At 69.2% G+C, this 24,779-nt stretch carries 25 protein-coding genes; 12 read left to right on the plus strand and 13 right to left on the minus strand.

Annotated features, from left to right (window positions below):
• Nucleotides 1-103: 103 nt before the first annotated feature.
• Together CPZ00_RS03660 and CPZ00_RS03665 are read left to right on the plus strand one after the other, a co-directional pair.
• Nucleotides 104-433 (plus strand): DUF5783 family protein, encoded by a 330-nt coding sequence (locus CPZ00_RS03660; RefSeq protein ID WP_096389679.1) that lies wholly within the window; start codon nucleotides 104-106, stop codon nucleotides 431-433.
• 123 nt (nucleotides 434-556) lie between these two features.
• Complete coding sequence (locus CPZ00_RS03665; RefSeq protein ID WP_096389680.1) at nucleotides 557-931, plus strand: NifU family protein; 375 nt, start codon at nucleotides 557-559, stop codon at nucleotides 929-931.
• A 254-nt stretch (nucleotides 932-1,185) separates the two neighbouring features.
• Here the strand turns inward: CPZ00_RS03665 and CPZ00_RS03670 are convergent, their stop codons facing one another.
• Nucleotides 1,186-1,782 (minus strand): DJ-1/PfpI family protein, encoded by a 597-nt coding sequence (locus CPZ00_RS03670; RefSeq protein ID WP_096389681.1) that lies wholly within the window; start codon nucleotides 1,780-1,782, stop codon nucleotides 1,186-1,188.
• 230 nt (nucleotides 1,783-2,012) lie between these two features.
• Here CPZ00_RS03670 and CPZ00_RS03675 point away from each other — a divergent pair, with 230 nt between their 5' ends.
• The 4 genes from CPZ00_RS03675 to CPZ00_RS03690 all read left to right on the plus strand — a co-directional run bounded on the left by CPZ00_RS03675 (nucleotide 2,013) and on the right by CPZ00_RS03690 (nucleotide 6,008).
• A complete protein-coding gene (locus CPZ00_RS03675; RefSeq protein WP_096389682.1) occupies nucleotides 2,013-3,290 on the plus strand; it encodes an aminotransferase class V-fold PLP-dependent enzyme in 1,278 nt (425 codons plus the stop codon).
• 119 nt (nucleotides 3,291-3,409) lie between these two features.
• Nucleotides 3,410-3,829 (plus strand): Fe-S cluster assembly sulfur transfer protein SufU, encoded by a 420-nt coding sequence (gene sufU, locus CPZ00_RS03680; protein WP_096389683.1) that lies wholly within the window; start codon nucleotides 3,410-3,412, stop codon nucleotides 3,827-3,829.
• Nucleotides 3,830-3,936: 107 nt separating this feature from the next.
• Nucleotides 3,937-4,701 carry an Sjogren's syndrome/scleroderma autoantigen 1 family protein gene (locus tag CPZ00_RS03685; RefSeq protein WP_096389684.1) on the plus strand — a complete coding sequence of 255 codons (765 nt, stop codon included), beginning with the start codon at nucleotides 3,937-3,939 and terminating at the stop codon, nucleotides 4,699-4,701.
• An 83-nt stretch (nucleotides 4,702-4,784) separates the two neighbouring features.
• The gene (locus CPZ00_RS03690; RefSeq protein ID WP_096389685.1) at nucleotides 4,785-6,008 is read left to right on the plus strand and encodes an NAD-binding protein; all 1,224 of its coding nucleotides are present in this window, start codon (nucleotides 4,785-4,787) and stop codon (nucleotides 6,006-6,008) included.
• Between the two features lie 53 nt (nucleotides 6,009-6,061).
• Here the strand turns inward: CPZ00_RS03690 and CPZ00_RS03695 are convergent, their stop codons facing one another.
• The 4 genes from CPZ00_RS03695 to CPZ00_RS03710 form a co-directional block, all read right to left on the minus strand.
• Nucleotides 6,062-6,787, minus strand: a complete 726-nt coding sequence (locus CPZ00_RS03695; protein ID WP_096389686.1) for a nucleoside phosphorylase — start codon at nucleotides 6,785-6,787, stop codon at nucleotides 6,062-6,064.
• 71 nt (nucleotides 6,788-6,858) lie between these two features.
• On the minus strand, nucleotides 6,859-8,655 hold the full coding sequence (gene pepF / locus CPZ00_RS03700) for an oligoendopeptidase F (protein WP_096389687.1): 1,797 nt from the start codon (nucleotides 8,653-8,655) through the stop codon (nucleotides 6,859-6,861).
• 60 nt (nucleotides 8,656-8,715) lie between these two features.
• Nucleotides 8,716-9,303 (minus strand): GNAT family N-acetyltransferase, encoded by a 588-nt coding sequence (locus CPZ00_RS03705; RefSeq protein WP_233255130.1) that lies wholly within the window; start codon nucleotides 9,301-9,303, stop codon nucleotides 8,716-8,718.
• A gap of 101 nt (nucleotides 9,304-9,404) precedes the next feature.
• The gene (locus CPZ00_RS03710) at nucleotides 9,405-10,013 is read right to left on the minus strand and encodes an undecaprenyl diphosphate synthase family protein (protein ID WP_096391584.1); all 609 of its coding nucleotides are present in this window, start codon (nucleotides 10,011-10,013) and stop codon (nucleotides 9,405-9,407) included.
• A 153-nt stretch (nucleotides 10,014-10,166) separates the two neighbouring features.
• On the opposite strand from CPZ00_RS03710, the gene CPZ00_RS03715 reads away from it, so the two are divergent.
• Both CPZ00_RS03715 and CPZ00_RS03720 read left to right on the plus strand, forming a co-directional pair.
• Nucleotides 10,167-11,480: a DUF92 domain-containing protein gene (locus CPZ00_RS03715; RefSeq protein WP_096389688.1), complete on the plus strand. Its 1,314-nt coding sequence runs from the start codon at nucleotides 10,167-10,169 to the stop codon at nucleotides 11,478-11,480.
• Complete coding sequence (locus CPZ00_RS03720) at nucleotides 11,480-12,031, plus strand: GNAT family N-acetyltransferase (protein WP_096389689.1); 552 nt, start codon at nucleotides 11,480-11,482, stop codon at nucleotides 12,029-12,031. Before CPZ00_RS03715 ends, CPZ00_RS03720 begins: the two co-directional genes overlap by 1 nt.
• 31 nt (nucleotides 12,032-12,062) lie before the next feature.
• Here the strand turns inward: CPZ00_RS03720 and dnaG are convergent, their stop codons facing one another.
• Nucleotides 12,063-13,466 (minus strand): DNA primase DnaG, encoded by a 1,404-nt coding sequence (gene dnaG / locus CPZ00_RS03725; RefSeq protein WP_096389690.1) that lies wholly within the window; start codon nucleotides 13,464-13,466, stop codon nucleotides 12,063-12,065.
• Between the two features lie 204 nt (nucleotides 13,467-13,670).
• Between dnaG and CPZ00_RS16115 the strand changes: the two genes are divergently transcribed.
• From CPZ00_RS16115 to CPZ00_RS15825, 3 genes are read left to right on the plus strand one after another with little or no spacing between them, the layout of a single operon-like run.
• On the plus strand, nucleotides 13,671-14,015 hold the full coding sequence (locus CPZ00_RS16115; protein WP_096389691.1) for a DUF3311 domain-containing protein: 345 nt from the start codon (nucleotides 13,671-13,673) through the stop codon (nucleotides 14,013-14,015).
• Nucleotides 14,012-15,508 (plus strand): sodium:solute symporter family protein, encoded by a 1,497-nt coding sequence (locus CPZ00_RS03735; protein ID WP_096389692.1) that lies wholly within the window; start codon nucleotides 14,012-14,014, stop codon nucleotides 15,506-15,508. The genes CPZ00_RS16115 and CPZ00_RS03735 overlap by 4 nt, the downstream gene beginning before the upstream one ends.
• Before the next feature lie 57 nt (nucleotides 15,509-15,565).
• On the plus strand, nucleotides 15,566-17,116 hold the full coding sequence (locus tag CPZ00_RS15825) for an NAD(P)/FAD-dependent oxidoreductase (protein ID WP_233255131.1): 1,551 nt from the start codon (nucleotides 15,566-15,568) through the stop codon (nucleotides 17,114-17,116).
• Nucleotides 17,117-17,189: 73 nt separating this feature from the next.
• On the opposite strand, the gene CPZ00_RS03750 is transcribed toward CPZ00_RS15825, so the two are convergent.
• The 6 genes from CPZ00_RS03750 to CPZ00_RS03775 all read right to left on the minus strand — a co-directional run bounded on the left by CPZ00_RS03750 (nucleotide 17,190) and on the right by CPZ00_RS03775 (nucleotide 22,198).
• Entirely contained in the window at nucleotides 17,190-17,954 is a 765-nt protein-coding gene (locus tag CPZ00_RS03750) for a Nif3-like dinuclear metal center hexameric protein (RefSeq protein WP_096389693.1), read from the minus strand.
• Between the two features lie 85 nt (nucleotides 17,955-18,039).
• Nucleotides 18,040-19,386, minus strand: a complete 1,347-nt coding sequence (hemA, locus tag CPZ00_RS03755; RefSeq protein WP_096389694.1) for a glutamyl-tRNA reductase — start codon at nucleotides 19,384-19,386, stop codon at nucleotides 18,040-18,042.
• On the minus strand, nucleotides 19,383-20,117 hold the full coding sequence (locus CPZ00_RS03760) for a precorrin-2 dehydrogenase/sirohydrochlorin ferrochelatase family protein (RefSeq protein WP_096389695.1): 735 nt from the start codon (nucleotides 20,115-20,117) through the stop codon (nucleotides 19,383-19,385). The genes hemA and CPZ00_RS03760 overlap by 4 nt, the downstream gene beginning before the upstream one ends.
• Nucleotides 20,114-21,220, minus strand: coding sequence for a siroheme decarboxylase subunit beta (gene ahbB, locus CPZ00_RS03765; RefSeq protein WP_096389696.1), 1,107 nt, complete (start codon nucleotides 21,218-21,220; stop codon nucleotides 20,114-20,116). The genes CPZ00_RS03760 and ahbB overlap by 4 nt, the downstream gene beginning before the upstream one ends.
• An 81-nt stretch (nucleotides 21,221-21,301) precedes the next feature.
• The gene (locus tag CPZ00_RS03770) at nucleotides 21,302-21,769 is read right to left on the minus strand and encodes a DUF7112 family protein (protein ID WP_096389697.1); all 468 of its coding nucleotides are present in this window, start codon (nucleotides 21,767-21,769) and stop codon (nucleotides 21,302-21,304) included.
• Between the two features lie 18 nt (nucleotides 21,770-21,787).
• The gene (locus CPZ00_RS03775; protein ID WP_096389698.1) at nucleotides 21,788-22,198 is read right to left on the minus strand and encodes a 30S ribosomal protein S6e; all 411 of its coding nucleotides are present in this window, start codon (nucleotides 22,196-22,198) and stop codon (nucleotides 21,788-21,790) included.
• Between the two features lie 149 nt (nucleotides 22,199-22,347).
• Between CPZ00_RS03775 and CPZ00_RS03780 the strand changes: the two genes are divergently transcribed.
• Entirely contained in the window at nucleotides 22,348-23,349 is a 1,002-nt protein-coding gene (locus tag CPZ00_RS03780) for a hypothetical protein (RefSeq protein ID WP_096389699.1), read from the plus strand.
• Between the two features lie 172 nt (nucleotides 23,350-23,521).
• On the opposite strand, the gene CPZ00_RS03785 is transcribed toward CPZ00_RS03780, so the two are convergent.
• Complete coding sequence (locus CPZ00_RS03785; RefSeq protein WP_096389700.1) at nucleotides 23,522-24,766, minus strand: ornithine cyclodeaminase; 1,245 nt, start codon at nucleotides 24,764-24,766, stop codon at nucleotides 23,522-23,524.
• Between the last annotated feature and the right edge of the window lie 13 nt (nucleotides 24,767-24,779).

Consider the following 24,779-nt stretch of genomic DNA (forward strand, 5'->3'; position numbering starts at 1 on the left):
GATATCCGGTCCGGATATTTAAGTCGATCAGGTCCCCGGTTCCCACGGCGGCCCGTGACCGCCGACCGGCCGACTTTTCCCCGATCGCTGCCCACGAGTGGATATGAGCGCCGACTTCGACCCCGAGAAGTTCGAGGACAAGTACGCCAACTACTTCGCCGAGCTCCAGCGCGCGTACAAGAACGCGTTCAACCACATGAACGAGCGGTATGATTCGCAGCTGATCCACGGGATCGACCAGACCGTGTTGAACGAGTCCGAACCGTTCTACGAGGACGGCGAGTTCGTCGTCGAGCTTCCGGAGGACCCGCGTGGCCGCTTCGAGGGCGCGCTCGTCGACGACGAGAAGTTCGAGGAGACGCTGGACGTCTACGTCGACCGCATCGAGTCGGAGCTCCACCGCGTCTTCGGCGTCGATCGGCCCGACGAGTGAACCGTTCGCCGAAACCAAAACGCCCCACCGCCGACCCGCCGTCGCGGGATTCCATCCGGGCGATCTCCCCGAGATCCCGTTCCGAACCAAAGGCATAAGCCGGTTCGCCGCCAACCAAGCGATATGAGCACGGAAGCGGCTGACACCGACGATCTTCGCGACCGGATCACGAACTTCCTGCGGCGCAACTTCCCGCAGATCCAGATGCACGGCGGCGACGCGGCGATCAGCCATCTCGACCGCGAGAGCGGCGAGGTGCACATCCAGCTCGGCGGCGCGTGTTCGGGCTGCGGCATCTCCCCGATGACGATCCAGGCGATCAAGTCCCGAATGGTCAAGGAGATCCCGGAGATCGAGACGGTCCACGCCGACACCGGGATGGGCGCCGGCGCGGACGGCGACCTCGGCGGGACGAGCAGCGGCGGGATGTCCCCCTCCTTCCCCGGCGAGACGAGCGACGACGGCGAGTCGGACGAGGGGCCGCAGGCTCCCTTCTGAGAACGGAAGCCGAATCCCGCTCCCGGCGGTTCCCCGACCGATCCTCGCGACTCGGCAGTTCGTTTTTCCGCGTTCGTCGCCCCGCTCCGGAGCGGCGGCTGCCGCCAGCAGACCACGCGACGACGTCATCGAGCCATCGCGACGACCAACCGGTCGTCGCTCCCGCCTGGCCGTCGCTCCCGCCTGGCCGTCGCTCCCGCCTGGCCGTCGCTCCCGCCTGGCCGTCGCTCCCGCCTGGCCGTCGCTCCCGCCACCTAGTCGTCGCCCGCGACCGGGGCGGCCTCGTGGTCGATCGACGTGCCGAGCACCTCGAGGAACGCCGCGAGCCACTCGGGATGGTCGGGCCAGGCCTGCCCGGTCACCAGGTTGCCGTCGGTGACGACGCCGTCGACCCACGAACAGCCGGCGCCCTCGACCTCGGCACGGACGGCCGGATAGGCGGTCGCGGTCCGGCCCTCGAGAACGCCCGCGGCGGCGAGGATCTGCGGGCCGTGACAGACGGCCGCGACCGGTTTGTCCGCCTCGAAGAAGTGGCGGACCGTCTCGAGAACCGAATCGTAGGTGCGGAGGTACTCGGGCGCGCGACCGCCGGGCACGACGAGCGCGTCGTAGTCGGCGGGGTCGACGTCCTCGATCGCGGCGTCGATCGCGAAGTCGTGCCCGCGGGTCTCCAGGTAGGTCTGGTCGCCGCGGAAGTCGTGAACGGCCGTCTTCACCGTTTCACCGTCCTCCGTCTCGGGCGCCACCGCGTCGACCTCGTGGCCGACCATCTGCAGCGCCTGATACGGCACCATTACCTCGTAGTCCTCGACGAAGTCGCCGGCGATCTCGAGGATCCGTTTGTGAGACATTCGTGAACACCTGACAAGATCTACGCTCCCGCGCCGGATAATCGTTGCGTCGCCCCCCACGCGCTCCAGATCATCCGACGTCCCGGCTGCGACACCGAAACCGGCTGCAACACCGAAACCGGCTGCAACACCGAAACCGGCTGCAACACCGAAACCGACCGCGATATCCCGGCCACGCCGCTCGCGTCGGACCGAAGGCGTGTTGGTTCTCGAGACCCAAGGGTCCCGTAATGGAACTCCAGGAAGGGTACGCGTTCGACGTCGAGTCGGTTCGGGCCGACTTCCCGATCCTGAACCGGCGGGTCGGTGGCGATCCCACGACGCCCGGGGAGGGACCGGATGACGACACGCCGCTCGTCTACCTCGACAACGCGGCGACGACGCACACGCCGGATCCGGTGGTCGAGGCGATCGCCGACTACTACCGCGGCTACAACGCGAACGTCCACCGCGGGATCCACCAGCTGAGCCAGGAGGCCTCCGTGGCCTACGAGGAGGCACACGACCGGGTCGCCGAGTTCATCGGCGCGAACGGGCGCGAGGAGATCGTGTTCACGAAGAACACGACCGAGGCGGAGAACCTCGTCGCACAGGCCTGGGGGCTCCGCGAGCTCGGCCCCGAGGACAACGTGGTGCTCACCGAGATGGAGCACCACTCCTCGCTGGTCACCTGGCAGCAGGTCGGCAAGCGGACCGGCGCCGACGTGCGGTACATCACCGTCCAGGAGGACGGCACGCTCGACATGGACCACGCCGCCGAGTGCATCGACGACTCGACCGCAATGGTCTCGGCGGTTCACGTCTCGAACGCCCTCGGGACGATCAACCCGATCCGCGAGCTGTCCGACCTCGCCCACGAGAACGACGCGTTCCTCTTCGTCGACGGCGCCCAGTCCGTGCCCACGCGGCCGGTCGACGTCGACGATCTCGGCGCCGACTTCCTCGCGTTCTCCGCCCACAAGATGTGCGGCCCGACCGGGATCGGCGCGCTCTACGGGCGCGAGGAGCTGCTAGACGCGATGGAACCCTTCCTGTACGGCGGCGACATGATCCGCCGGGTGACCTACGAGGAGACGACCTGGGAGGACCTCCCCTGGAAGTTCGAGGCCGGCACCCCGAGCATCGCCCAGGGGATCGCCTTCGCCGCCGCCGTCGACTACGTCGACGACATCGGGATGGAGGACGTCCGCGCCCACGAGGACCTGCTGGCGGCGTACGCGCACGACCGGCTCAGCGAGTTCGACGACGTGACGGTCTACGGACCCCCCGGCGACCGGCGGGGCGGGCTCGTCTCGTTCAACGTCGACGGCGTCCACGCCCACGACCTCTCGAGCATCCTCAACGATCACGGCGTCGCGGTCCGGGCTGGCGACCACTGCACCCAGCCGCTCCACGACAAGCTCGGCGTCCCCGCCACCGCCCGCGCGTCGTTCTACGTGTACAACACCGTCGAGGAGGTCGACGCGCTGATCGAGGCGATCGACGAGGCGCGGCAGCTGTTCGCCTAGGACGCCGGAAAGCGTCCGGTCGGCGGCCGGCCGCTGACCGTCGACGGCCACCCACCTCACGCCCCCGCCAACCCCGCTGCGGAACGCTTTTCCCGGCGAACCGGCTACCCTGAAGCAGTATGGGACTGGGCTCGGACATGTACAGACAGCAGATCCTCGATCACTACAAGAACCCCCGCAACTACGGGGAGATGGAGGATCCGGACATCACGCACGTCGGCGAGAACCCCTCCTGCGGGGACACGATCCGGATGGACATCCGGCTCGCCGACGACGACGAGACGATCGAGGCCGTCGCGTTCACCGGCGACGGCTGCGCCATCTCGATGGCCTCAGCCAGCATGCTCTCCGAGCGGCTCGCCGGGATGACGATCGAGGAGCTCCAGGATCTCGACACCGACGACATCACCGAGATGCTCGGCGTCGATATCTCGCCGATGCGCGTGAAATGCGCCGTGTTGGGCCGGCAGGTCGCCCAGGACGGCGTGAAGATCGAACGCGGCGAGATCGACGTCGACCGAACGAAGACCGAGGACTAAGTTCGTCGACGCGACGACGGTTACGGACCGAGTTCGTCGACGCGGACGGCGACCAGCGACCGACCGAGCCCGCCGAACTTTTGCGGATCGACGCCCTCCCTGTAGGTATGAGCGACGAGTTCGACAAGGAGGCCGAACGCGAGAAGCTTCGAGAGAAGTTCGAGCGGGACCAAAAGAAGCGCGAACACACCCAGCATATGTCGGAGCTGCTGTTGAAGGGCGCGACGATGACCAACAGCCACTGTGACGCCTGCGGCGACCCGATCTTCAGACATAACGGCCAGGAGTTCTGTCCCACGTGCTCCCGCGAGGGAACCGAGAGCGCGACCGGGGGTATGGACGAGACGGAAGCGGGAGGATCCCCGACCGGGACGGAATCGAGAGGATCCCCGACCGAGATCGAGATCGACGAGGACGGAGCGACGGGAACGGCGGAACCGGCCGCCGAGAACGGGACGGCCGCAGCCGGGCGGTCCACGGCCGGCACCGGGAGCGAGATCGATGCTGCGGCGAACGCCTCCGCCGCCGGGCCGAACGCCACCGGGCCAAGCGCCGCCACACCGAATAACGCCGGGCCGAACGCCACACCGAATAACGCCGGGCCGAACGCCACACCGAACGACCCCGACACGACACCGTCCCCGCCGCGCGTCGACACGCACGATGGCGGTGTCGCCACGGAGCCGGCGCGGACCCCCGATGCGGATGGATCGACGCCCGCCGAGAACCTCCGGGCGGCGCGCGAGTCGCTGGCCCGCACGGCGCGACGGTTCGCCGAGGCCGCCGAACGGACCGAGGATCCCCGCCGCGCCCGCGACCACCTGCAGGCGGCCCGCGAGGCCGCCGAGGCGCTCGACGCGCTGGATCGGTGAGTCCCGCCGCCGACGGTCGGCTCCGGACCGGAACGATGACCGTCGCACGTTCCTTTTAAGTCGGTGCTGGGCCTCCCACGGGTATGGAGCTGAGTCGCGAGTGGGTGACCGTCCGGGCGTCGATCGTCCTGACGTTCGCGGTCGCGGTGCTGTCGATCGTCGTCGGGCTGCTCCACATCTCGGGGGTGAGCGTCGCGGGACCGCTCTCGCCGTACATCCCCGAGATCGTCCGGCAAACGGTCGGGTTCACCGGCACGCTCACCGGCTTCGCGATGCTGGCGAGCGGCTACGCGCTGAAGCGCGGCTACCGGATCGGCCTCCGATCGACCGCGGTCCTGCTGCCGCTCACCGGACTGCAGGGCCTGCTGCAGGTCTCGGTCGTCTCGCTCCCGCTCGTGGTCCTCTCGATCGCCTCCATCCCGGCACTCATCGTCAACCGTGATCGGTTCACGCGGACCTACCGCCCCTCGACGACGCAGCTGGCCGCAGGGACCGCGCTGGCGACCGCGCTCGGCTACGGCACGTTCGGGTCGTTCGCGCTGCGCGAGGAGTTCACCGGGATCGAGTCGATCGTCGACGCGTTCTACTACACCGTCGTGACCGCCTCGACGGTCGGCTACGGCGACGTGACCCCGACGAGCGCGATCGGTCGGATGTTCGGCCTCTCGGTGCTCGTGATAAACGTTGCCACGTTCGCGATCGCGCTGGGGGTGCTGTTGACGCCCGCGATCGAGGCCCAACTCTCGAAGGCACTCGGAAAGATGACACAACGACAGTTCGACCTCCTCGACGACCACGTCCTCGTGTTAGGCTACGGGGACCTGACGGAACCGATCCTCGAAGAACTCCTCGAGCGCGACATCGACTACGTCGTCGTCACCGACGACGAACGACACGCGAGCCGGCTCACCGACCGGGACGTCGCGGTTCTCGCGGCCGACCCCAGCGACGTGGGGCCGCTGGAGACGGCCCGGATCGTCGACGCCCGGGCGGTCGTGGTCGCGACGAACGACGACGCCGAGGACGCGCTGGCGATCCTCACCGCGCGCCAGCTCAACCCCGACGTGCGGATCGTCGCCGGCGCGACCCAGCGCGAGAACGTCGACAAGCTCCGGCGGGCCGGGGCCGACGACGTCATCTCGCCGGCGACGCTTGGCGGCCACCTCATCGTCGACTCCGCGTTCGGCGCCGATTCGATGGCCGTCGCCGAGGAGATCATGGACGACGAGGGGCTCGACGTCGCGGACGCCGTCGAGAGCGGTCGAGACGGAACGCCCGACGGGGGGCAGACCGAAAGTTCGGACTGAGAGAACCGCCGATCCGAGCGGAACCGACCGCCGATCCGGACTGAGCCGACCCCTTATAAGGCGGCGACCGATTCGAGCGTCAGCGTGATCGCGCGTTCGACGTTGTTCCTCGCCTTCTCGGGGAGCTCGTCGTCGGAGTCGGCGCCCTTCTGGGTGCCCTCGACGAGGTTGCCGTCGACCGTACAGATCGCGCCGGCGCGGAGCCCCTTCCGGCGAGCGAGCGCGAACAGCGTCGCCGCCTCCATCTCGATCGCGAGCAGGTTCGCCGACTCCCAGTCGGCGACGTAGTCCCCGCTCTCGTTATAAAAGGCGTCGTCGGAGACGATCGGCCCGACGTGGACGTCCTCGTCGTTCGCCTCGGCGGCGTCGACGAGCGCCGAGAGGACCTCGTAGTTCGGCACCGCCGGATAGACGGCGGACTCGTAGCGCTTGGAGGTGCCCTCCTCCTTGGCTGCGCCGTTGGCGACGACCATGTCGCCGATCTCGATGTCCGACTGGAGCGCGCCGCAGGTGCCACAGCGTAGGACCGTCTCGACGCCCACGTTCGCCAGCTCCTCGAGCGCGATCGCGGCCGACGGGCCGCCGATGCCGGTCGAGCAGATCGTGAGCGGAACGCCCTCGTAGGTGGCGTTGACGAGCTTGTACTCGCGGTTCTGTGAGATCGTCTCGGCGTCGTCACACTGGGCGGCGATGCGGTCGACGCGGCCGGGATCGCCGGGAACGATCGCGATCGACTCGACGTCGCCCTCCTCGACGAGCAGGTGCGGCTGTTTACCCATACCGAACCCACCGCGGGACGGAAGAAAAACGGTGCGGAAGCCGGCCGCCCGTCAGTGGATTCAAACGAGGCTTATAAATCCAACAGCGTCTCGATCTCGTCGAGGTAGCTCCGGTAGACGCCGATCGCGGACTCGATCGGCTCGGCGTCGGCCATGTCTATCCCGGCGAGCCGGACGACCTCGAGGGGGTAGTCCGAGCCGCCGGCGGCGAGCATGTCGCGGTAGTCGGCCGCGGCGGGCTCGCCCGTCTCGAGGATCCGGTCGACGATGGCGGCAGCGGCCGCGATCCCGGTGGCGTACTGGTAGACGTAGAAGTCGTAGTAGAAGTGCGGGATGCGCTCCCACTCGCGTTCGATCCCGCCCTCGAGGGTCGCCGGGGCGTAGAACTCCCGCTTGAGGTCGCCGTAGGTTTCGTCGAGGACGTCGGGCGTGAGCGCCTCGTCGTCCTCGATCCGGGCGTGGATCCGGTGTTCGAAGTCGGCGAACATCGTCTGTCGGAACAGCGTGCTCCGGAAGCGCTCGAGGAACTCGTCGAGGACATGCGTCCGCAGCTCGTCGTCCTCGAGCGTCTCGAGGAGGTGCTGGGTCAGCAGCGTCTCGTTGACCGTCGAGGCGATCTCCGCCACGAAGATGTCGTAGCTGGAGTCGTGCCACGGCTGGGCGTCGGCCGCCAGCTCCGAGTGCATCGAGTGGCCCAGCTCGTGGGCCAGCGTGAACAGCGAGGCGATGTCGTCCTGGTAGTTCATCAGGATGAACGGCTGGGTGTCGTAGGTCCCCGAGGAGAAGGCGCCGGACCGCTTGCCCTCGTTCTCGTAGACGTCGACCCACCGGCTCTCGAGCCCCTCGGCCATCCGGTCCTGATAGGCGTCGCCGAGCGGAGCGACCGCCTCGGTCACCCACTCGACCGCCTGCTCGTACTCGACGTCGGGGCCCTCGTCGCCGGTGAGCGACATATACAGGTCGTGGCTGCGGAGCTCCTCCACGCCCAGCGCCGAGCGCTTCAGATCGGCGTGTCGGTGGAGCGCGTCGAGGTTCGCGTGTACCGTGTCGACGAGCGTGTCGTAGACGCCCGGTGGAACGTTCGACCCGTCGAGCGAGGCCTCCCGTGCGGTGTCGTAGCCCCGGATCTCCGCGCTCGTCACGTGTTCGCGAACCGCCTTCTCGAGCGACGTGCCGACCGTGTTGCGGACGTCCGCCCAGTGGTCGTAGAAGGTCTCGTGGACGGTCCGTCTGAACTCCCGATCGGGCTTGGTCTGGAGCTTCGTGAAGTTGGCCTGGGTGATCTCGACCGGCTCGCCGTCGGGCCCCTCGACGGTCCCGTACTCCATGTCCGCGTTCGTGAGCATCGAGTAGATCTCCGAGGGCGCGCCGGTGACCTCCGACAGATCCGCGAGCACCTCCTCGACCTCCGCCGACCGGGTGTGCGGCTTCATCCGACGGACGTCCTCGAAGTAGTGCTCGTAGGTCTCCAGGTCGGGCTCGGTCTCGATGAACGACTCGATCTCCGCGGTCGTCAACGCCTGCAGCTCGGGCTCGAGGTAGGAGATCGCGCTCGAGGCCGTCGAGCCGAGCGAGGACCCCCGCGCGGCCATCGCCTGGTAGGTCTGGTTCGTCGTGTCCTCGGCGCTGCGCAGCCGGGCGTAGGTCGTCACCTTCGCGACCTCACGCAGCACCGACTCGCGAAGCTCGAGCAGCTCGAGGAGGGTCTCGGGGCTCTCGGTGACCCGCCCCTCGTACTCGCGCAGTTCCTCCACCCGGTCGGAGACCGACTCGTAGGCCGCCTCCCACGCCTCGTCGTCGGCATAGATGTCCTCCAGATCCCATCGATACTGCGTGCCGATCTCGCTCCGGTCGGGGACCGTACTCATGGCGAACGGAAGGGGACGATCGACCCTAAAGGTTCCCACATCCGCCACGGGGCAGCGACCTCACGACGGCGTCCAGTCCTCGAGGTCGAGCACCATCACGATCGCGTCCTCGCCGTCGGCGTAGTACCGGGAGACGCGACGCAGCGGCGCGAACCCCTGATCGCCGTACAGCGACCGCGCCCGGTCGTTCCCCTCCCGGACCTCGAGCTTGACGACGGACGCGTCGCGAAACCGAAGCCGCGCAAGCGCGGCGCGGAGCAGCTGCCGGCCGATCCCCCGTCCCTGAACCGCCGGGTGGACGGCGAGGTCCTTGATGTGGCCGATGTCACGTCCGAAGTTGGGCGTCACGTCGGCGACGACGTAGCCGACGATCGGCGGCCCGGCGTCGATCGAGGGCGGTTCGTCGAGGACGGCGTCGGATCGCACGTCCGCGTCCGACCGGGATTCGGCGTCCGCGTCCGGCCGGTCGGCGTCCGCGTCCGACCGGTCGGGATCCAGCTCGGCGACGAGAAACGCCGGGGCGTCGAGCAGTCGCTCGAACGCGTCGTACGGCCAGGGGTCCGAGAAGACGGTTCGTTCGATCCGAACCACCGACAGCAGGTCCGCTCTCGAGGCGTCCCTGATCGTCGGGTCGGCGGCTCGGGCCACGTCGTGACGTTACGCGCCGCGGCCGATAAGCGCGACGACCGAGACCGATCCGCGACCGCTGACGAAGCTGATCGACCGGCAGTAGGCAGAGAACGGTCGTTTCAGGTCCCGAACCGTCGCTTCCGGTTCTGAAAGTCGAGTATCGCCCGGAGGTAATCGCGCTCGCGGAAGTCGCGCCAGTTGACGTCGGTGAAGTACAGTTCGGAATAGACCGACTGCCAGATGGCGAAGTCGGAGAGCCGCTCGGCCCCGGTCTTGATGAGCAGGTCGGGCTCCTCGGGGAACACGAGCCGCTCGGAGATCGTGTCCTCGTCGATCGCCTCGGGCTCGAGATCGCCGGCAGCGACGTCGTCGGCGATCTCCCGGACCGCCTCGGCGAACTCGCGTTTGCCGCCGAGCCCGATGCTCACCTGGATCGGGGCGTCGGCCCGTTCGGTGTCACCGGGGCCGCGAACCGCGATCGGCCGAGGGGCGTCGACGTTGCGGAGCTCGCGCTCGAGGGTCCCGACGACCGCCGCGTCGAGAACCGAGACGAGGACGGTCACGCGCTCGGCGCCCCGGCCGAAGGCCCACCCGAAGAACCGCTCGAGGGTGTCGTAGGCCCCCTGCTCCAGCAGATCGCGTTCGGTGATCACGACCGCGACGTGGGCGGGCGGGTCGGCCTCGTGGAGGCGGTGACGTACCGCGAGGTAGGTATCGTACAGTCCCACGCTCCGGGAAACGTGGTCGATCAGCAAAAACCGACCGGGAGACCGGCGGAGCCATCGATCGGCTCGATCCGACGCAGTGCATCTCGACGACGGCGTCGCCCCCCCCCCCCCGATGTCGGGAGGGTTAAGTGACCGTCGGGGGTATGCGCGAACGTGCAGTCGAGGATCCGACGGGCGGGTGGGTTCGCCGCGGTGTCGCTGCTCGCGCTCGCCGCGCCGTGGCTCGGCGCGGCCGCCGCGGTCCCGTTCGCGATCGTCGCGGCGCTTGCCGCGTTCGTCGTCCGCGAGGGCCCCGTCTTCGAGCTCTTCGCCCGACCGGGCGACCGCCGGGACCGCCGGCTGAACGGGCTGGCCGGGTTCGCGCTCGCGGCCGCGGGACTGGGGCTCTTCGCGACCCTCCCGCGCGTGACGATGCCGATTCGGGTCTACGCGGCCGCGGTCCTCCTCCTGGCGTTCGGGAACCTCGGCACGCAGGTCGTCCGAACGGCCACTGACGACGAGTTCGCCCACGCGACCGCCTTCGTGATCGTCGGCTCCGTCGCCGGCGTCGTCGCGCAGGTCGTCGTGGTGGCCGCTACCGGCCGGGCGATCGACCCGCCGGGATTCGTGTTCATCGCGGCCGTGGGCGCGCTGGCCGCGGCGCTGATCCGAACGGCGCTGTTCGAGCGCGACGACCCGATCGTGATGGTCGCGGTCGCGCTGCTGGCGTGGCTGTTCGTCGAGATCACGCCCGCGATGACCGTCCAGGGACTCGTCCTCGCGCTGGCGGTCACGATCGCGCTGGGCTACGTCTCCTACGCGCTCGGGACCGCTTCCGTGCCGGGGATGGTGACCGGCGTTCTGCTTGGGCTGTTGACGATCGTGCTCGGCGGCGTCGGCTGGTTCGTCGTCCTCATCGCGTTCTACGCGATCGGCGGGCTCGCCTCCAAGTTCCGGTTCGACGAGAAGGCCACCCGGGGAGTCGCTCAGGAGAACGACGGCGCGCGGGGGAGCGGGAACGTGCTCGCGAACTCGGCGGTCGCGCTCGCTGCGGTCGTCGGCTACGCAGCCACGGGCCACCTCCAGCTGCCCGGCGTCGTCTTCGCCGTCGCGTTCGCCGGCGCGGTCTCGACCGCGATGGCCGACACGCTCGCCTCCGAGATCGGCGGGCTCTACGACGACCCGCGGCTCGTCACCACGCTGGAACGGGTCGAACCCGGAACCGACGGCGCGGTCACTCTCCAGGGCGAGCTCGCGGGGATAGCGGGCGCCGCCCTCGTTGGCGTCCTCGCCGCGGTCGGAATGCCGGTCGGCGATCCCGCCACCGGCGGCGCGGTCGTGTTGGCGGCCGGCGTCGTCGGGATGAGCGTGGACAGCCTCCTCGGGGCCCTCCTCGAAGGGGGACGGATCGGCAATCAGACGGTCAACCTGCTCGCGACGCTCTCGGGCGCCCTCGCCGCCGTCGCGGGAAGCGTGCTGGTGGTCTGATGGCGCCGAACCACGAACCCGGCGAACGCATCGCCCCGGTTCGGACCGCACCCGGACGCGTCAGGGCGGCACGGTCCGGCGACTCGCTGCCGCTCCATCGTCTCCAGCGTCACCTTCCGGACCCGTCCCCGTCGCTGCTCGAGCTCGGCCTCACCGCGAGCGGCTCCGCCGGCGGGACCGTCCTCGTCTCCATCGGGACCGCCGCGGACGGGACCGAGTCCGTCGTCGGCTACGTCCTGTTCATCGACGGGCCGACGACCCGCCACGTGGCCGAGCTCGTCGTCGATCCGGGGTTCCGCCGGGAGGGTCGCGGGCGGGAGCTGTTGTCGGCGGCGCGCGCCGGAACCGACGCACCCGTGACGCTGCTGGTGGCCGTCGGGAACGGCCCGGCGCGGTCGCTGTACGAGTCGTGTGGCTTCCGCGCGGTCGAGCGCCTGCCGAACGAATACGGCGACCGCGATGCGATCCGCTATCGCGCCGACGCGCGTTCGGACGCCCCCGACGTCGCTCCCGCCGCCGATCCAGAGGTCGGAACCGGCGAGTCGCGGTGAACCGGACCGACCGGTCAGGCGGACCGACCGGTCAGGCTTCGACCGCCGCGTCCTCGACCGTCGTGACGCGCGTGCCGATCGGCTGTTTCACCATCGATCCGGTGGACCGACCGAAGACCTGTGAGACGCCACGCTGAGCGGCGACGTCGAGCAGCCGCTGGGTGATCTCGCCGTCGAGGACCACGGTGTGTGGGGGCGGCTCGGCGTCCTCGACGGCGTCGAAGGCGGCCGCGGCGTCGACCTCCGAGAGCACCTCGCCCGCGTCATCGAGCAGTCTGGCCAGGCCGCTGTCGGCGGTGATGACGTCGGAGACGTGGTCGCGGACCGACTTCGTGTCGGTCGACGCGTCGGCGGGAGCCTCGGCGTCGGCGGCGGAATCGGCGTCAGCGGACGATTCCTCGCCGCTTCCGTTCGCCGTCGCCGCTTCGGCTTCCGCCGTCTCGGGCGCCGCGGTCTCCCGCGTCGTCGACGTCTCCGCTGCAGCCGTCGCTTCCGTGGACGCGTCGTCGGTGGTGGTCGACTCCGAGTCGGGTTCCTCGTCCGGGTCGTCGGTCGCGTCCGCAGGGGTCGACGACTCAGTCGTCGGCGACCCCGACGGAGGGTCGCGAGCGACCTCCCGGGCGTTCGGTTCGTCCGCGAGCGTCTCGTAGGGGACCTTGCCGCGGAGCGCGTCGAGCACGGCGCCGCGGTCGAGGTCCTCGACGGACTGGCCGGCTGGGGCGAACGCGACGTAATCCACGTCGCCGACCTGAGCGAGCTCGCGCAGGATGAGCTCGCCGCCGCGGTCGCCGTCGAGGAACGCGGTGACGGTGCGGTCCTGGCTGAGCTCCGCGACCGCATCGGGGACGTTCGTTCCCTCGACGGCGACGCCGTTTTTGATGCCGGCGTCGAGCAGCGTCAGGACGTCCGCACGACCCTCGACGACGATGACCGCGTCCGAGTCGTGGACCCGCGGGCCGGCCGGCAGCCCCTCGTACTCGGCGATGCCCTCGATGCGGGCCGCGTCGCGGACCTCCTCGAGCACCTCGTCGCTCGAGAGGGCCGTCTCCTCGAAGCCGCCGGCGAGCAGCTCCTTGGCCCGGTCGACGACCTCGCGGCGCTTGGTCGCGCGCACGTCCTCGATCTGGGTGACCTCGACGGACGCCCGGCAGGGGCCGACGCGCGTGATGGTTTCGAGGGCGGCGGCGAGGATCGCCGTCTCCACCTTGTCCAGGCTGGAGGCGACCGTCACCTCCCCGAACGACTGTCCGTTCTCCGATTCGATCGAGACGTCGATGCGACCGACCTTCGAGGACTGCTGGAGGTCCCGGAGGTCGAGCTCCTCCCCGAGCAGTCCCTCCGTCTGCCCGAAGACCGCCCCGACGACGTCGGACCGCTCGACGACGCCGTCCGCGGCGATGGTCGCGTGAATGAGGTATTTCGCTGTGTCTTCCATGCGTGATCAGTGATGATGATATGAACGGCGGCGCGCTCGCCGCCAGTACATTTATATACGGTAGTCTCGCGGAAATAGCTGTCGTACCGGTCACGGTCGGCCAGACGGCCGTATTCGCGCGACTCGGCGCCGATCGGTTCACGGCGAGTGGCAACGACGGCCGAAAGGGATATGTTTAGGGTTCCCAGCGAAACACCGACACATATGGATCGATTGGGTCGTTCGATACTGTGGATATCCACGTTCGTGCTTCTCGTCGCGTTCGCGGTTCCCTGGTTTCTGTGGGGAAACGGCACGGTGGTCGCGGGGCTGCCGATCTGGCTGTGGTGGCACATCGGCTGGCTGGGGCTGTGTTCGGCGATCTTTTACCGGTTCACCCGCAGTTCCTGGGATCGCCTGATGGGACTCGACCCCGGTGATGGGGTTCGGACCGCGGTTGGCGAACGCGGGACCACGGCCGGTCGAGGCGAAGCTGCCACCGATCGACGCGGGACCACGACCGACCGACGCGAGACCACGACCGACCGACGAGACGGGGGCGAGCGATGAGCGCAACGCTGGAGCTGGGAATCGTCGTCGGCTACCTGCTGGTCGCGTTCGCCATCGGACTGGTCGCCTACCGGGTCGCCGGGTCCGGCGCCGAGGACTACTACCTCGCGGGACGGTCGATCGGGACGCTCGTCCTGTTGTTCACCACCTTCGCGACGCTGCTGTCGGCGTTCACCTTCTTCGGCGGCCCGAACCTCGCGTACGCCGCGGGGCCCGAGTGGATCCTCGTGATGGGCGTGATGGACGGGATCATCTTCGCGATCCTCTGGTACGTCATCGGCTACAAGCAATGGCTCATCGGGCGGCGTCAGGGCTACATGACGCTCGGCGAGATGTTCGGCGACCGGTTCGGGTCGCCCGGCCTGCGCGCGCTCGTGGCGGGGGTCAGCCTGCTGTGGCTGTTCCCGTACGTGATGTTACAGCAGATGGGTGCGGGCGAGGCGATCGTCGGGCTCACCGGCGGCACGGTCCCGTACTGGGGCGGAGCGGCGCTCATCACCGCCTTCATGATCGGCTACGTGGTCATCGCGGGGATGCGCGGCGTCGCCTGGACGGACACGGTCCAGGGGCTGTTCATGCTCTCGATCACGTGGATCGCCGTCGGCTGGGTGCTCTCGGCGGTGGGCGGGCTCTCGACGGCGACGGCCGCGATGGTCGAGGTGAACCCCGACTTCGCCGCGCTGGGCGGGGGCGTCTACACGCCGCAGTTCATCATTTCGTCGGCGGTGACCATCGCCTTCGGGGTGACGATGTTTCCCCAGATCAACCAGCGGTTCTTCGTCGCCGAGTCCGACCGCGTGCTCAAGCGGTCGTTCGCCCTCTGGCCCGTGCTCGTGCTCCTGCTTTTCGTCCCCGCGTTCCTCCTTGGGTCGTGGGCCGCCGGACTGCCGATCGACGTCCCGGAAGGGGCGAACGTCCTCCCGGCGTTGCTCACCGAGTACACGCCGGTCTGGTTCGCCGCGCTCGTGGTCGCCGGCGCGATGGCCGCGATGATGTCCTCCTCCGACTCGATGCTGCTGTCGGGGTCGTCGTATTTTACCCGCGACCTGTATCGTCCCTTCGTCCGGCCGGACGCGACCGACCGCCGGGAGGCGTGGGTCGCCCGCATCGGGGTCGCCGCCTTCGCGACGCTCGCGTTCCTGGCGAGTCTCACCCGACCCGGCACCCTGATCGAGGTCGGCGACACCGCGTTCTCGGGGTTCGCGCTGCTCACGCCGGTCGTGCTCGTCGCGCTCTACTGGGACGGCGCGACCCGAACCGGGATGATCACGTCGATCGCGATCCCGCAGGTCATCTACCTCGCGCACGTCCTCGTTGAGTCGGTGCCGATCCCGTTCACGAACGTTCGAGTTGCGCTTCCGCTGACCTACGCGGGCTGGGACGTCGCGCTCGGACTGATGGTGCTGGCGGGCGGTCTCGCCGTCGGCGTCTCGGCCATCACCGACCACGTTCCCGGCGAGGACGTCTCGCGGTTCACCGTGACCGCCGACTGAGGGGGCGTCGACCGCGACTCCACAACGCACTTACCCCGCTCGCGCGCACGGGTTCGTATGTACGCAGTCGTCGGCGGCGGGATCGCCGGACTCGCGGCCGCCTACCGGCTCCAGCGTCACGGCCACGACGTCCAGGTCTACGAGGCGGCCGACCAGGTCGGCGGGCTGGCGGGGCTCTACGGGACCGGCGGCGATCCGATCGAGCGGTTCTACCACCACCTCTCCCGCTCGGAGGAGACGATCGTCGAGCTGGCCGAGGAACTGGGCGTCGGGGACCGGATCGAGTGGCGCGTGGGGAAGAACGCCTACTACGTCGACGGGACCGTCCACCCGCTGGACACGCCCTGGGAGATCCTCGCGTACCCGGAGCTGAGTCTGTACGACACGTTCCGGCTCGCGATGCTCACCCAGGAGGTCGACGTCCGCGGCGGGACCCCCTCCTTCGACACCTACGACGATCTGACCGACTTCGAGGACGTGCCGGTTCGGGAGTTCCTCCTCGAACACACCACGCGGGGCGTCTACGAGGGGTTCTTCGAACCCCTGTTGGACGCGAAGTTCGGCGACCGCGTCGAGGACGTCTCGGCCGCGTGGCTGCTCGGTCGGATCAAGTTCCGGGGCGAGCGCGACCTCCTCCGCGGGGAGGTCCTCGGCTACTTCGACGGCTCGTTCGGCGTCCTCATCGATGCCCTTCTCGACGCGATCGGCCGGGAGAACGTCACCACGAACGCCCGCGTCACCGGGATCGAGTTCGGCGAGATGACCGGGAGCTCGGCGAGGGAGGTCGACGGGGGAGCCCCCATCGACGGGGAAGCTCCCATCGACGAGGAAGCTCCCATCGACGAGGAAGCACCCATCGACGAGGAAGCTGCTGCCGGCGGCGAAGCCGCCGCCGTCGACGGAGTCGCCGGTAGCCACGAAGCCGCCGCTGCCGACGAAGTCGCCACGACGAACGAAGTCGCACCCACTGAGACGCATCCCGAGGTCCAGCCTCGTGGGCCCGCCGAGACGGTCACGATCGAGACGTCGGCCGGTACCACGACCGCCGACGTCGACGGCGTCGTCGTCGCGGCGATGCCGAACGTCCTCGAGGACCTCACGGGCTACCGCTGCGGGATCGACTTCCAGGGGGCGGTCTGTGCACTCCTCACGCTCGAGGAGCCGCTCACCGACACCTACTGGCTCAACATCGGCGAGGAGGCGCCCTTCGGCGCGCTGATCGAACACACGAACTTCGTCCCGCCGGCGCGGTACGGCGGCGATCACCTCCTGTACGTTGCCAGCTACGTCCAATCGCGATCGGAGCCGAACTGGACTGACGACGACGAGACGCTGACCGACCGGTGGCTCGACGGGATCGCGGACCTCTTTCCCGGTTTCTCGCGGTCCGACGTTCGGGACGTCCGGATCTCGAGAAACCCCCGGGCAGCGCCGGTCTACGAGCGCGGCTACCTCGATCTCGTCATCCCGTACGACCTCGCGGCCGAGGGCATCCCGGGCGTCTACTACGCCGGGATGGCGAGCCGGGCCCAGTACCCCGAACGGTCGCTGAACGGCGGGATCGTCGCCGGCTTCGAGGCCGCCGACCGGATCGCTGACGGGGAGTAACACGCGAGATCGGAAGCGGCGCCGAGATGAGCGATGCCGGAGTCAGGCCAGCGATGGTCCCTGGTCAACGACCCTAGAGCCCGGTCGGATGGGAGACGTACGTGGTCTCGAGTCCCCACTCCTCGAGACGCTCCTGGACCGACCGAACGCCGAACGTCTCGGTGGCGTAGTGGCCGGCCAGCAGGACCGAGATGCCGGCCTCGCGCGCCTCGTGGTAGACCTGCTGTTTGCCCTCGCCGGTGACGAGCGCGTCCGCGCCGCGTTCGACGGCCTCGTCGAGCCAATCGGCACCGGATCCGGTCACCACCGCGACGCGACCGATCTCGTCGGGGCCGAACGGGAGCGTCCGTACGTCGCGGTCACGTCCCTCGAACCCCTCGAGCCGCTCCGTCAGCGTCCCGACGTCGACCGGATCGGAGACATCCCCGATCGTTCCGATCGTGACGGGGCCGAGCTCGCCGAACGGCTCCCGGTCGGTCACCCCGAGCGCGTCGGCCACGCCGGCGGCGTTGCCGAGCTCCTGGTGGCCGTCCAGCGGGAGATGCGAGACGTACAGAGCGACGTCGTTCTCGACCAGCGCCGCGATCCGGTCGTAGGCACGCCCGGTCACGTGATCGATCCCGCCCCAGGAGATCCCGTGGTGAGTCACGAGGACGTCGGCGCCGGCGTCGGCGGCCGCCTCGATCGTCGCCGCGGCGGCGTCGACGGCGACCGCGACGTGCTCGACTGACTTCGTCTCGGGCCCGACCTGGAGGCCGTTCGCGCTCGCGTCCACGTCGGCGTACGCCGCCGTCGATAGCGTCTCGTCGAGTCGGTCGACGAGCGTTGAAAGCTCCATACACCCGGATCCGCGGGGACGTGGGTTAAAAACCGCGAAGTGAGTGATGGATGAGTGGGACAAACGACGACGGCGGCGGAATCGGTCAGTCCGAGACTTCGTTGGGGACGCCGTCGGACGGTCCCTCGGCGGTGCCGCCCGCGTCCGGCGACCGAGCCTCGTCGGCGCCGGCGGTGCCGCGGGGCGGCGCGTCGAACTCCGGGTCGAACAGCTGCATCGCGGTCTGGATCGTCGTCAGGTCGTCCTCGCCGGCGGCCTCCCGCAGCGACTTCGTCGGCGCGGCGAGCAGCTGCCCCACGAGCGCGTCCGCGAGCGCCTCGACCGTCTCGCGCTGGTCCTCGTTGAGCCCGCCCTGCGCGTCGAGCTTCGCGAGCGCCTCCTCGAGTTCACGGGCCTTGACCCGGTCGGCGGACTCGTACATCGTCGCGATCGCGTCGTCGGCGCGGCGGCGCTTGAACGACTCGAGCAGCCGATCGAGCTCCTCGTCGATCAGGTCCTCGACCGCGCGCGCCTCGGCTTCCCGCTGCTCGCGGGTGCGGCTGGTGACCGACTCCAGCGCGTCGATGTCGTACAGCGTGATGCCGGCGACGGACTCGACAGCGGGGTCGACGTCCCTCGGGCGGGCGATGTCGATACAGACCGTCTCCCCGGCGTCGGCCAGGTCCGACGGGTCGACCAGCGGGTCCGTGCTCCCGGTGGCCGTGACGAGGAGATCGGTCCGCGGGAGCACGCGGGCGAGATCGGCAAGCGGCAGGGCGGTCGCGTCCGTATCGACCTCCGCCGCGACGTGCTCGGCGTGTGGTATCGTCCGGTTCGCGACGTGGATCCGGGAGACGTCGGTGTCGTCGAGCGCCCGTGCTGCGAGCGTACTCATCTCGCCTGCACCGACGACCAGCGCGGTTGCGCCGTCCAGATCGAGTCTGCTGTCGGCCAACTCGACGGCGGCCGACCCCAGCGAGACGACGCCCTCGTTGATCGCCGTCTCGGTGCGGGCGCGCTCGCCGACGTGGATCGCCTTGGTGACCGCGTCCTCGAGCACCGGCCCGATCCCGCCGGCCGCCCGTGCCGCCTCGAAGGCTTCCCGGACTTGGCCGATGATCTGGTCCTCGCCGATCACGAGCGACTCGAGTCCGGCCGCGACCCGCATCAGATGTCGCAGACTCTCCTCGTGATCGAGCCGCCGGATCGCGCCGTCACGAACGTCGGGTGCGAACGACTCGATGACCTCGTATCCGCGGGTCACGCGGTCGGTGACGACGTACGCCTCCGACCGGTTGCAGGTGCGTATCGCGAACGCCTCCTCGACGCCCTGTCGGGCGAGGAGGTCCGAGACCGTCCCGCGAACGGAGTCAGTTCCCGCCGACTCGATCTCGTCGATGCTGGCACGCGTGTGTGAAACGCTGATTCCGGTGAGTACTCCCGTCTGGTTCATTGTCCCTCCGACGTGTCTCCGGGGTCGTCTTCGTGATCCCGAACGCGTTCGACGATCCCGTCCGCCAGTTGTCGAGTGTTCGACTCCCCCGTTTGTAAACCCTTCTGAACGGCCGGCGACCGGACGACCGCCCGCACCGCCTCGCGTCGCGTGTCGGGATCGACGCCCTGATCGATCAGCTCCGTCCGAACGGCTCCGCTGAGCCGCGCGAGCTCGCCGACGCCGTCGAACTCCGACTCGATCCGCTCGCGGAGGTACCGCGAAAGCGCGGGGCTGCTCGCGCCGGTCGTGATCGCGATCGTCACCGGCCCGTCCTCCACGGTGGCCGGAACGACGACGCTTCCCGGATCACGGCCGCCAGAGACGTCGGTCCGGTTGACGAGAACGTCCCGCTCGCGGGCCGCCGCCTCCGCCGCGGCGTTGACCGTCGCGTCGTCGGTCGCGGCGACGACGAGTGTCGGCTCGGCGCTGTCGATCCACGACGCGACGTCGTCGGGGTCGACGCGCTGGCGAACCAGATCGATCCGTCCGGTGGCGGGACCCGTTTCGGCGGCGTCCGTCCCGTTTTCGACGGGCCGACCGGCCGCCGACCGCAGCCGCTCGGTGAACGTCGGGGCCACGACGATCACGGCCGCCTCCGACGCGAATCGCCGGGCCTTCCGCGTCGCGACCGCGCCGCCGCCGACCACCAGAACGGTCTCCCCGGTGAGGTCGTGGACCAGCGGGATCATTCCGTCGACGGAGCGGGGCTCGCCGTGTTGCTGTCCGCACGCTCCGCGATCCGGATCCCCGTCTTCTTGAGGATGCGCGTCGAGAACAGGGTGTCCCAGTCGGAGGGGTCAACGTCCCAGAACTCGTTCATCGTCTCCGCGATCTCGGCGATCCGGCGCTCGCTTTCGGCCTCGCTGCGGCCGTGGGTCATCGCGAAGAAGTTGTACTCCCAGACGCCCTCGTGACGCGGGCGCTCATAGCAGTGGGTGACGAAGTCCATCCCGGCCACGACCGGGCCGACCTCGGGGAGCACGTCCTCGGGAACGTCCCAGACGGTCATCCCGTTCTCGGTGTATCCGAGCGCGTAGTGGTTGGGAATGACGCCGACGCGGCGGACCTTCCCCGCCGCGTTGAACCGAGCGATCGTCTCGATCACCCACTCGACGTCCGCACCGATCGCCGCGGCGACGTCGGCGTACGGCGTTTCCGTGATCGGGAGTCCGCCCTGGATCTCGACGACGAGGTCGCGTTCGGCCGGCGTGAGCGTCTCCCGCTCGACGGGATCGATCGACGGGCCGAGATCGGAGAGATCGAGGTCCCCGTCCGGGATCGGACCGTCGAGGAGAAACTTCGCGCCGACGTGGAACTCCCGTCGTTTCGGCAGGTTGTACGTCGGTTGTCCCGTCGCCGCCTCGATCCGATCGAGCACCTCGCGAACGCGGTCGTCGCCGTCCTTCTCCGGGTCGGGATGGTCCGCGACGCTGACGACGAACCACATGTTGAGGTGCGGATGCTCGCGCTCGTAGTTGTGAGCGACCTCCGGAAACTCGTTGACCGTCTCGGCCACCTCGTCGTACCGCTCGGGCGGCGCGTGCATCGCGACCAGCGACGCAGCCCCGCCGATCGCCTCGGCGTTGACGAGCGCGCCGAACCGCGAGAGGACGTCCTCCGCGTCCAACCGTCGAACGCGGTCACACAGCTCCGGCCCGGTCACCTCGACGCCGCGGTCGGACAGCGCCGCGGCGGCCGGCTCGAATGGCCGCGACGTGACCGGAAAGCCGCCCTGAAAGGCGTTGATGATCGCCCGGTCGAGCCTCGAGAGATCCGCATCGACCCGTTCCATACGACACGCTCGGGGGCGGGAGGGATTAAGCCGTTCGGAGCACTGGGTCGACCGGCCCCGCCCGTTGGCGGGGAACGTCCCTCACCCGTCGACGTCCCGAGCGATGTCCGCGAGCGACCCACGGGGACCGGCATCCGCGTCGTAGACCGAGCGATCGCCCGGCAGTCGGAGACCGTAGGCGTCGCCGGAAACGACGACGTCGAAAAGCACCGCGTCACCCGCCTCGCGACCGTTGTCATCGAGCCACTCGAGGAGCCGGTTCTCGCCCTCACCGGGCGACCGGGCCAGCCGTCGGTTGTCGAACGCCCCGCGGAGAAGCCGTCCCTGTGAATCGGCGTCGACGCGTGCGTAGCGAGTCTCCCGGTTGAACAACAGTCGGATCACGTCCCCGTCGCTCACGCCAAGAGCCTCGGCGTCGCCGGACTCGAGGCGACGGTCGAGCGCGTCGTCGTCCGGGAGCCGGAGACAGGGACGGCGGGTCCCGCCGCTGCGAACGACGTCCACGCGGACGGACGCAACGCCGTCGTCGTCGGAAGTGATTCGAGCCATCGACCCGAAGAAACGAGACTACTCCGCGTCGTCCGCGTCCGCTTCGTCGTCGTCCTCGCCGAGCGCGGCAGCCACGTCGCCGTCGCCGTCGACCACGGACACGTTGACCTGCGCGACGTCGTCGGCGATCTCCGCGCCGCGGACGGTGACGCGCTTTCGCTCGCCGTCAGCCGTCGGCTTGAAGCCCACGCCGCCCTCGAGGAGGATCTCCTTCAGGCTCGTTCCGGGTACGTCGGCCCGCATCGGACGTCCCGTTTCGTCGGAGCCGCCCGTGATCTCGAGGGTATATCCGTCGAGACCGACGGCACCACCGTCGACTTCCTCGCCGAGGCTGCGGCCGAGGAATCGGTTCGCATCCTGTCCGTCCACGTCGCGCTGATACGTCTCGCCGGCGTTCGGGTCGGCGACGACGACCTTGAATTCTGCCATACGGCGATCGATCCGCCCGCCGAGTAAAAACACGTCGAAACCGCATCGGAGACGACCGAACGGCTCGTGGACGAGCTCGTCACGAACTACTGTCCGGCGATCGGAGCGGGTCGACGCGACTAAGCGTCCCGGTCGTGAACTCCGTTGCGATGGCGGTGACCGTTCCGGAACGGATGCTCGAGCCGTACCCACGGTTCTCGCTGTACAACTCGCCGTATCCGGCCCACGACGACGCTTCGGGCATCGACCTGTACCCGGACTCGAACGTGGGCATCTCCCCGGTTGCGGGCGTGGTTCGCGGCGTCCGAACGGTCGGCTGTCCGGACCGCGAGTACGCCGTGGATCACGACCACGTGATCGCGATCGACGTCGACCGCGACTGGGCTGCTGCGGCCGGGATCGGCGGTGAGCGGTCGCTCACCGCTCGGATCCTCCACGTGAATCCGAACGTCCAACGTGGGGACCGAGTCGCGCCGGGGGACGCGCTCGGACCGATGGTCCGGTCCGGGTTCTTCGGACGGTGGGTCGACAACCACGTCCACCTCGAGTTCCGCGATCGCGAGGCGGACCCGTACCGGGCGAGCGGCTCCCGCCGGCTCGACGTCGACGCCGCCGTCGAACCGGCGTCGTGGGACGGAACGGGAACGGTCGTCGAGGCGGGACCGACCTACGTCCGTCTCGACGGACCGTCACGAACCGGCTCAAGCGGCGCCTTCCGAGCACTCGGGAGCGATCGCGGCGTTCCGCTCGACGGCGGGCTCACCCACTATGCCGGCGGCGGAGCGTTCCTCGCGAACGGAACTGCACCGGAGACCGGGAGGGACGGCAATTCCGCCGGTCGGGACGGTCGAGTCCTGTCGCTACTCGGCCGACCGATCGGAACCGTCGACGACCGGCCGGGTAACGGTCGAGGAAGGAGCGATCAGGGAGAAGACGCCGGAACGACTGCCGGCTGGACGGACGTCACCTGGCGGGACGTCGACGTGTACGCGAACGGCGAGCGGGCCACCGGACTCTCGCTGTTCGTGACGCGGCGATCGGATCTCGGGATCAAGATCGTCAAACGGAACCACGATCTATCGGTCGGAGATCGAATCGCGGTCTCGATCCGGTCCAGCAGCGACCCGATACGGCTCGGGCCGGGCCGGTGAGAATGGCGAACGGTCGAGGGCGTGGTCGAACCCCACGGCGGCGCCCCGAGCGCCCGCCTCGACCGCCGTGGGAAGCCGGTCAGGTCACGGGGCGACTGGGTCGCTTTCGCGGATAAACTTCCGGCTGGGGAGTTGCAGTGGTCGTTCGCAGAGCTACGTCCGGTCGAGGGAGCTACGCCTCGTTCTCCAGCACGAACTCGGCCAGCGTGGGCACGAAGGTGCCGATGTCGGTCACCATCCCGACGGCCTGCGCGGAGCCGCGGTCGAGCAGTTGGGTGACCGTCGCGGGGTTGATGTCGACGCAGACGGTCTTCGTCGTCGAGGGGAGACAGTTGCCGACGGCGACGGAATGTAAGAGGGTGGCGAGCATCAACACGAGATCGGCCTCGCGCGCCTGCTCGCGGATGGCATCCTGTGCCTCCACGGCGTCGGTGATCGTGTCCGGGAGGGGCCCGTCGTCGCGGATCGATCCGGCGAGGACGTAGGGAACGTCGTTTCGAACGCACTCGTACATCACGCCCTCGGTGATGACGCCGGATTCGACGGCGGCCTCGATCCCGCCGGCCCGGATCACCTCGGAGATCGACCAGATGTGGTGTTTGTGTCCCTTCCGCGGGTGCTCCAGCGTCTCGACGTTCATCCCGAGCGAGGTGCCGTAGATCGACCGCTCGAGGTCGTGGGTCGCGAAGCCGTTTCCGGCGGAGATCGCGTCGACGTAGCCTTCCCTGACGAGTTCCGCGAGCGCGTCGCCGGCTCCCGAATGAATGACCGCGGGGCCGGCGACGACGAGCACGTTGCCGCCGTTGGATTTGGTCTCCGCGACCTCCTCGGCGACCTGCCGGATCGTGGACTCCGAGGGCCGCTCGGCGGAGATGCCGCCCTGCATGAACCCGAACGGACCGTCGGATCCGCGCGGCCGCTCCGGCGGCTTAACGCGAATTCCCGACTCGTCGGTCGCGACGAGGTCACCCTCGTCGATCGCGTTGAGGACCTTGGTGTACGCCCGCGGTCCGCCGTCGTGGCCGCCCTCGGGCTCGACGACCAGCGCGCAGTCCATCTCGATGTGCTCGACGGGGATCCACTCGTCCTCGTAGCGGACCTCGGTCGGGTGGTTCGTCGTCGAGTAGAATCCCGGCGGGACGACCTGGTCCGCGGGCGCGGGTTCGAGGGTAACGTTCGGCGGATTCCGTAACACCGCGCCGTTCTGGTGGAGTTCGTGGAGGATCTCCTGCAGCGTCGCCTCGTCGTCGGCCGAGACCGACAGTCGACAGTAGGAGGGCTCGTCCTCGTTCTTCCCGACGTCAAATTCCTCGACCTCGAAGGACCCGTCGAGGTCCATCACAGCGGTGAAACACTGCTGCATCCGGCCCGAGTCGATGATGTGGCCCTCGAGTTCGACGGTCCGCGTGGCGCTCATACCCGACTCTTAC

Source organism: Halopenitus persicus, from assembly GCF_002355635.1.
GTDB classification, from domain to species: Archaea; Halobacteriota; Halobacteria; order Halobacteriales; family Haloferacaceae; genus Halopenitus; species Halopenitus persicus_A.

What these genes read in the sequence shown, in the direction of transcription:
- CPZ00_RS03735 (WP_096389692.1), top strand. Translation starts at nt 14,012, where the DNA reads ATGAGCGCAACGCTGGAGCTGGGAATCGTCGTCGGCTACCTGCTGGTC.
- hemA (WP_096389694.1), bottom strand. Translation starts at nt 19,386, where the DNA reads ATGAACCAGACGGGAGTACTCACCGGAATCAGCGTTTCACACACGCGT.
- ahbB (WP_096389696.1), bottom strand. Translation starts at nt 21,220, where the DNA reads ATGGAACGGGTCGATGCGGATCTCTCGAGGCTCGACCGGGCGATCATC.
- CPZ00_RS03775 (WP_096389698.1), bottom strand. Translation starts at nt 22,198, where the DNA reads ATGGCAGAATTCAAGGTCGTCGTCGCCGACCCGAACGCCGGCGAGACG.
- CPZ00_RS03685 (WP_096389684.1), top strand. Translation starts at nt 3,937, where the DNA reads ATGAGCGACGAGTTCGACAAGGAGGCCGAACGCGAGAAGCTTCGAGAG.
- pepF (WP_096389687.1), bottom strand. Translation starts at nt 8,655, where the DNA reads ATGAGTACGGTCCCCGACCGGAGCGAGATCGGCACGCAGTATCGATGG.
- CPZ00_RS03665 (WP_096389680.1), top strand. Translation starts at nt 557, where the DNA reads ATGAGCACGGAAGCGGCTGACACCGACGATCTTCGCGACCGGATCACG.
- CPZ00_RS03780 (WP_096389699.1), top strand. Translation starts at nt 22,348, where the DNA reads ATGGCGGTGACCGTTCCGGAACGGATGCTCGAGCCGTACCCACGGTTC.
- CPZ00_RS03660 (WP_096389679.1), top strand. Translation starts at nt 104, where the DNA reads ATGAGCGCCGACTTCGACCCCGAGAAGTTCGAGGACAAGTACGCCAAC.
- CPZ00_RS03670 (WP_096389681.1), bottom strand. Translation starts at nt 1,782, where the DNA reads ATGTCTCACAAACGGATCCTCGAGATCGCCGGCGACTTCGTCGAGGAC.
- CPZ00_RS16115 (WP_096389691.1), top strand. Translation starts at nt 13,671, where the DNA reads ATGGATCGATTGGGTCGTTCGATACTGTGGATATCCACGTTCGTGCTT.
- CPZ00_RS03760 (WP_096389695.1), bottom strand. Translation starts at nt 20,117, where the DNA reads ATGATCCCGCTGGTCCACGACCTCACCGGGGAGACCGTTCTGGTGGTC.
- CPZ00_RS03690 (WP_096389685.1), top strand. Translation starts at nt 4,785, where the DNA reads ATGGAGCTGAGTCGCGAGTGGGTGACCGTCCGGGCGTCGATCGTCCTG.
- CPZ00_RS03785 (WP_096389700.1), bottom strand. Translation starts at nt 24,766, where the DNA reads ATGAGCGCCACGCGGACCGTCGAACTCGAGGGCCACATCATCGACTCG.
- CPZ00_RS03675 (WP_096389682.1), top strand. Translation starts at nt 2,013, where the DNA reads ATGGAACTCCAGGAAGGGTACGCGTTCGACGTCGAGTCGGTTCGGGCC.
- sufU (WP_096389683.1), top strand. Translation starts at nt 3,410, where the DNA reads ATGGGACTGGGCTCGGACATGTACAGACAGCAGATCCTCGATCACTAC.
- CPZ00_RS03720 (WP_096389689.1), top strand. Translation starts at nt 11,480, where the DNA reads ATGGCGCCGAACCACGAACCCGGCGAACGCATCGCCCCGGTTCGGACC.
- CPZ00_RS03770 (WP_096389697.1), bottom strand. Translation starts at nt 21,769, where the DNA reads ATGGCTCGAATCACTTCCGACGACGACGGCGTTGCGTCCGTCCGCGTG.
- dnaG (WP_096389690.1), bottom strand. Translation starts at nt 13,466, where the DNA reads ATGGAAGACACAGCGAAATACCTCATTCACGCGACCATCGCCGCGGAC.
- CPZ00_RS03750 (WP_096389693.1), bottom strand. Translation starts at nt 17,954, where the DNA reads ATGGAGCTTTCAACGCTCGTCGACCGACTCGACGAGACGCTATCGACG.
- CPZ00_RS15825 (WP_233255131.1), top strand. Translation starts at nt 15,566, where the DNA reads ATGTACGCAGTCGTCGGCGGCGGGATCGCCGGACTCGCGGCCGCCTAC.
- CPZ00_RS03695 (WP_096389686.1), bottom strand. Translation starts at nt 6,787, where the DNA reads ATGGGTAAACAGCCGCACCTGCTCGTCGAGGAGGGCGACGTCGAGTCG.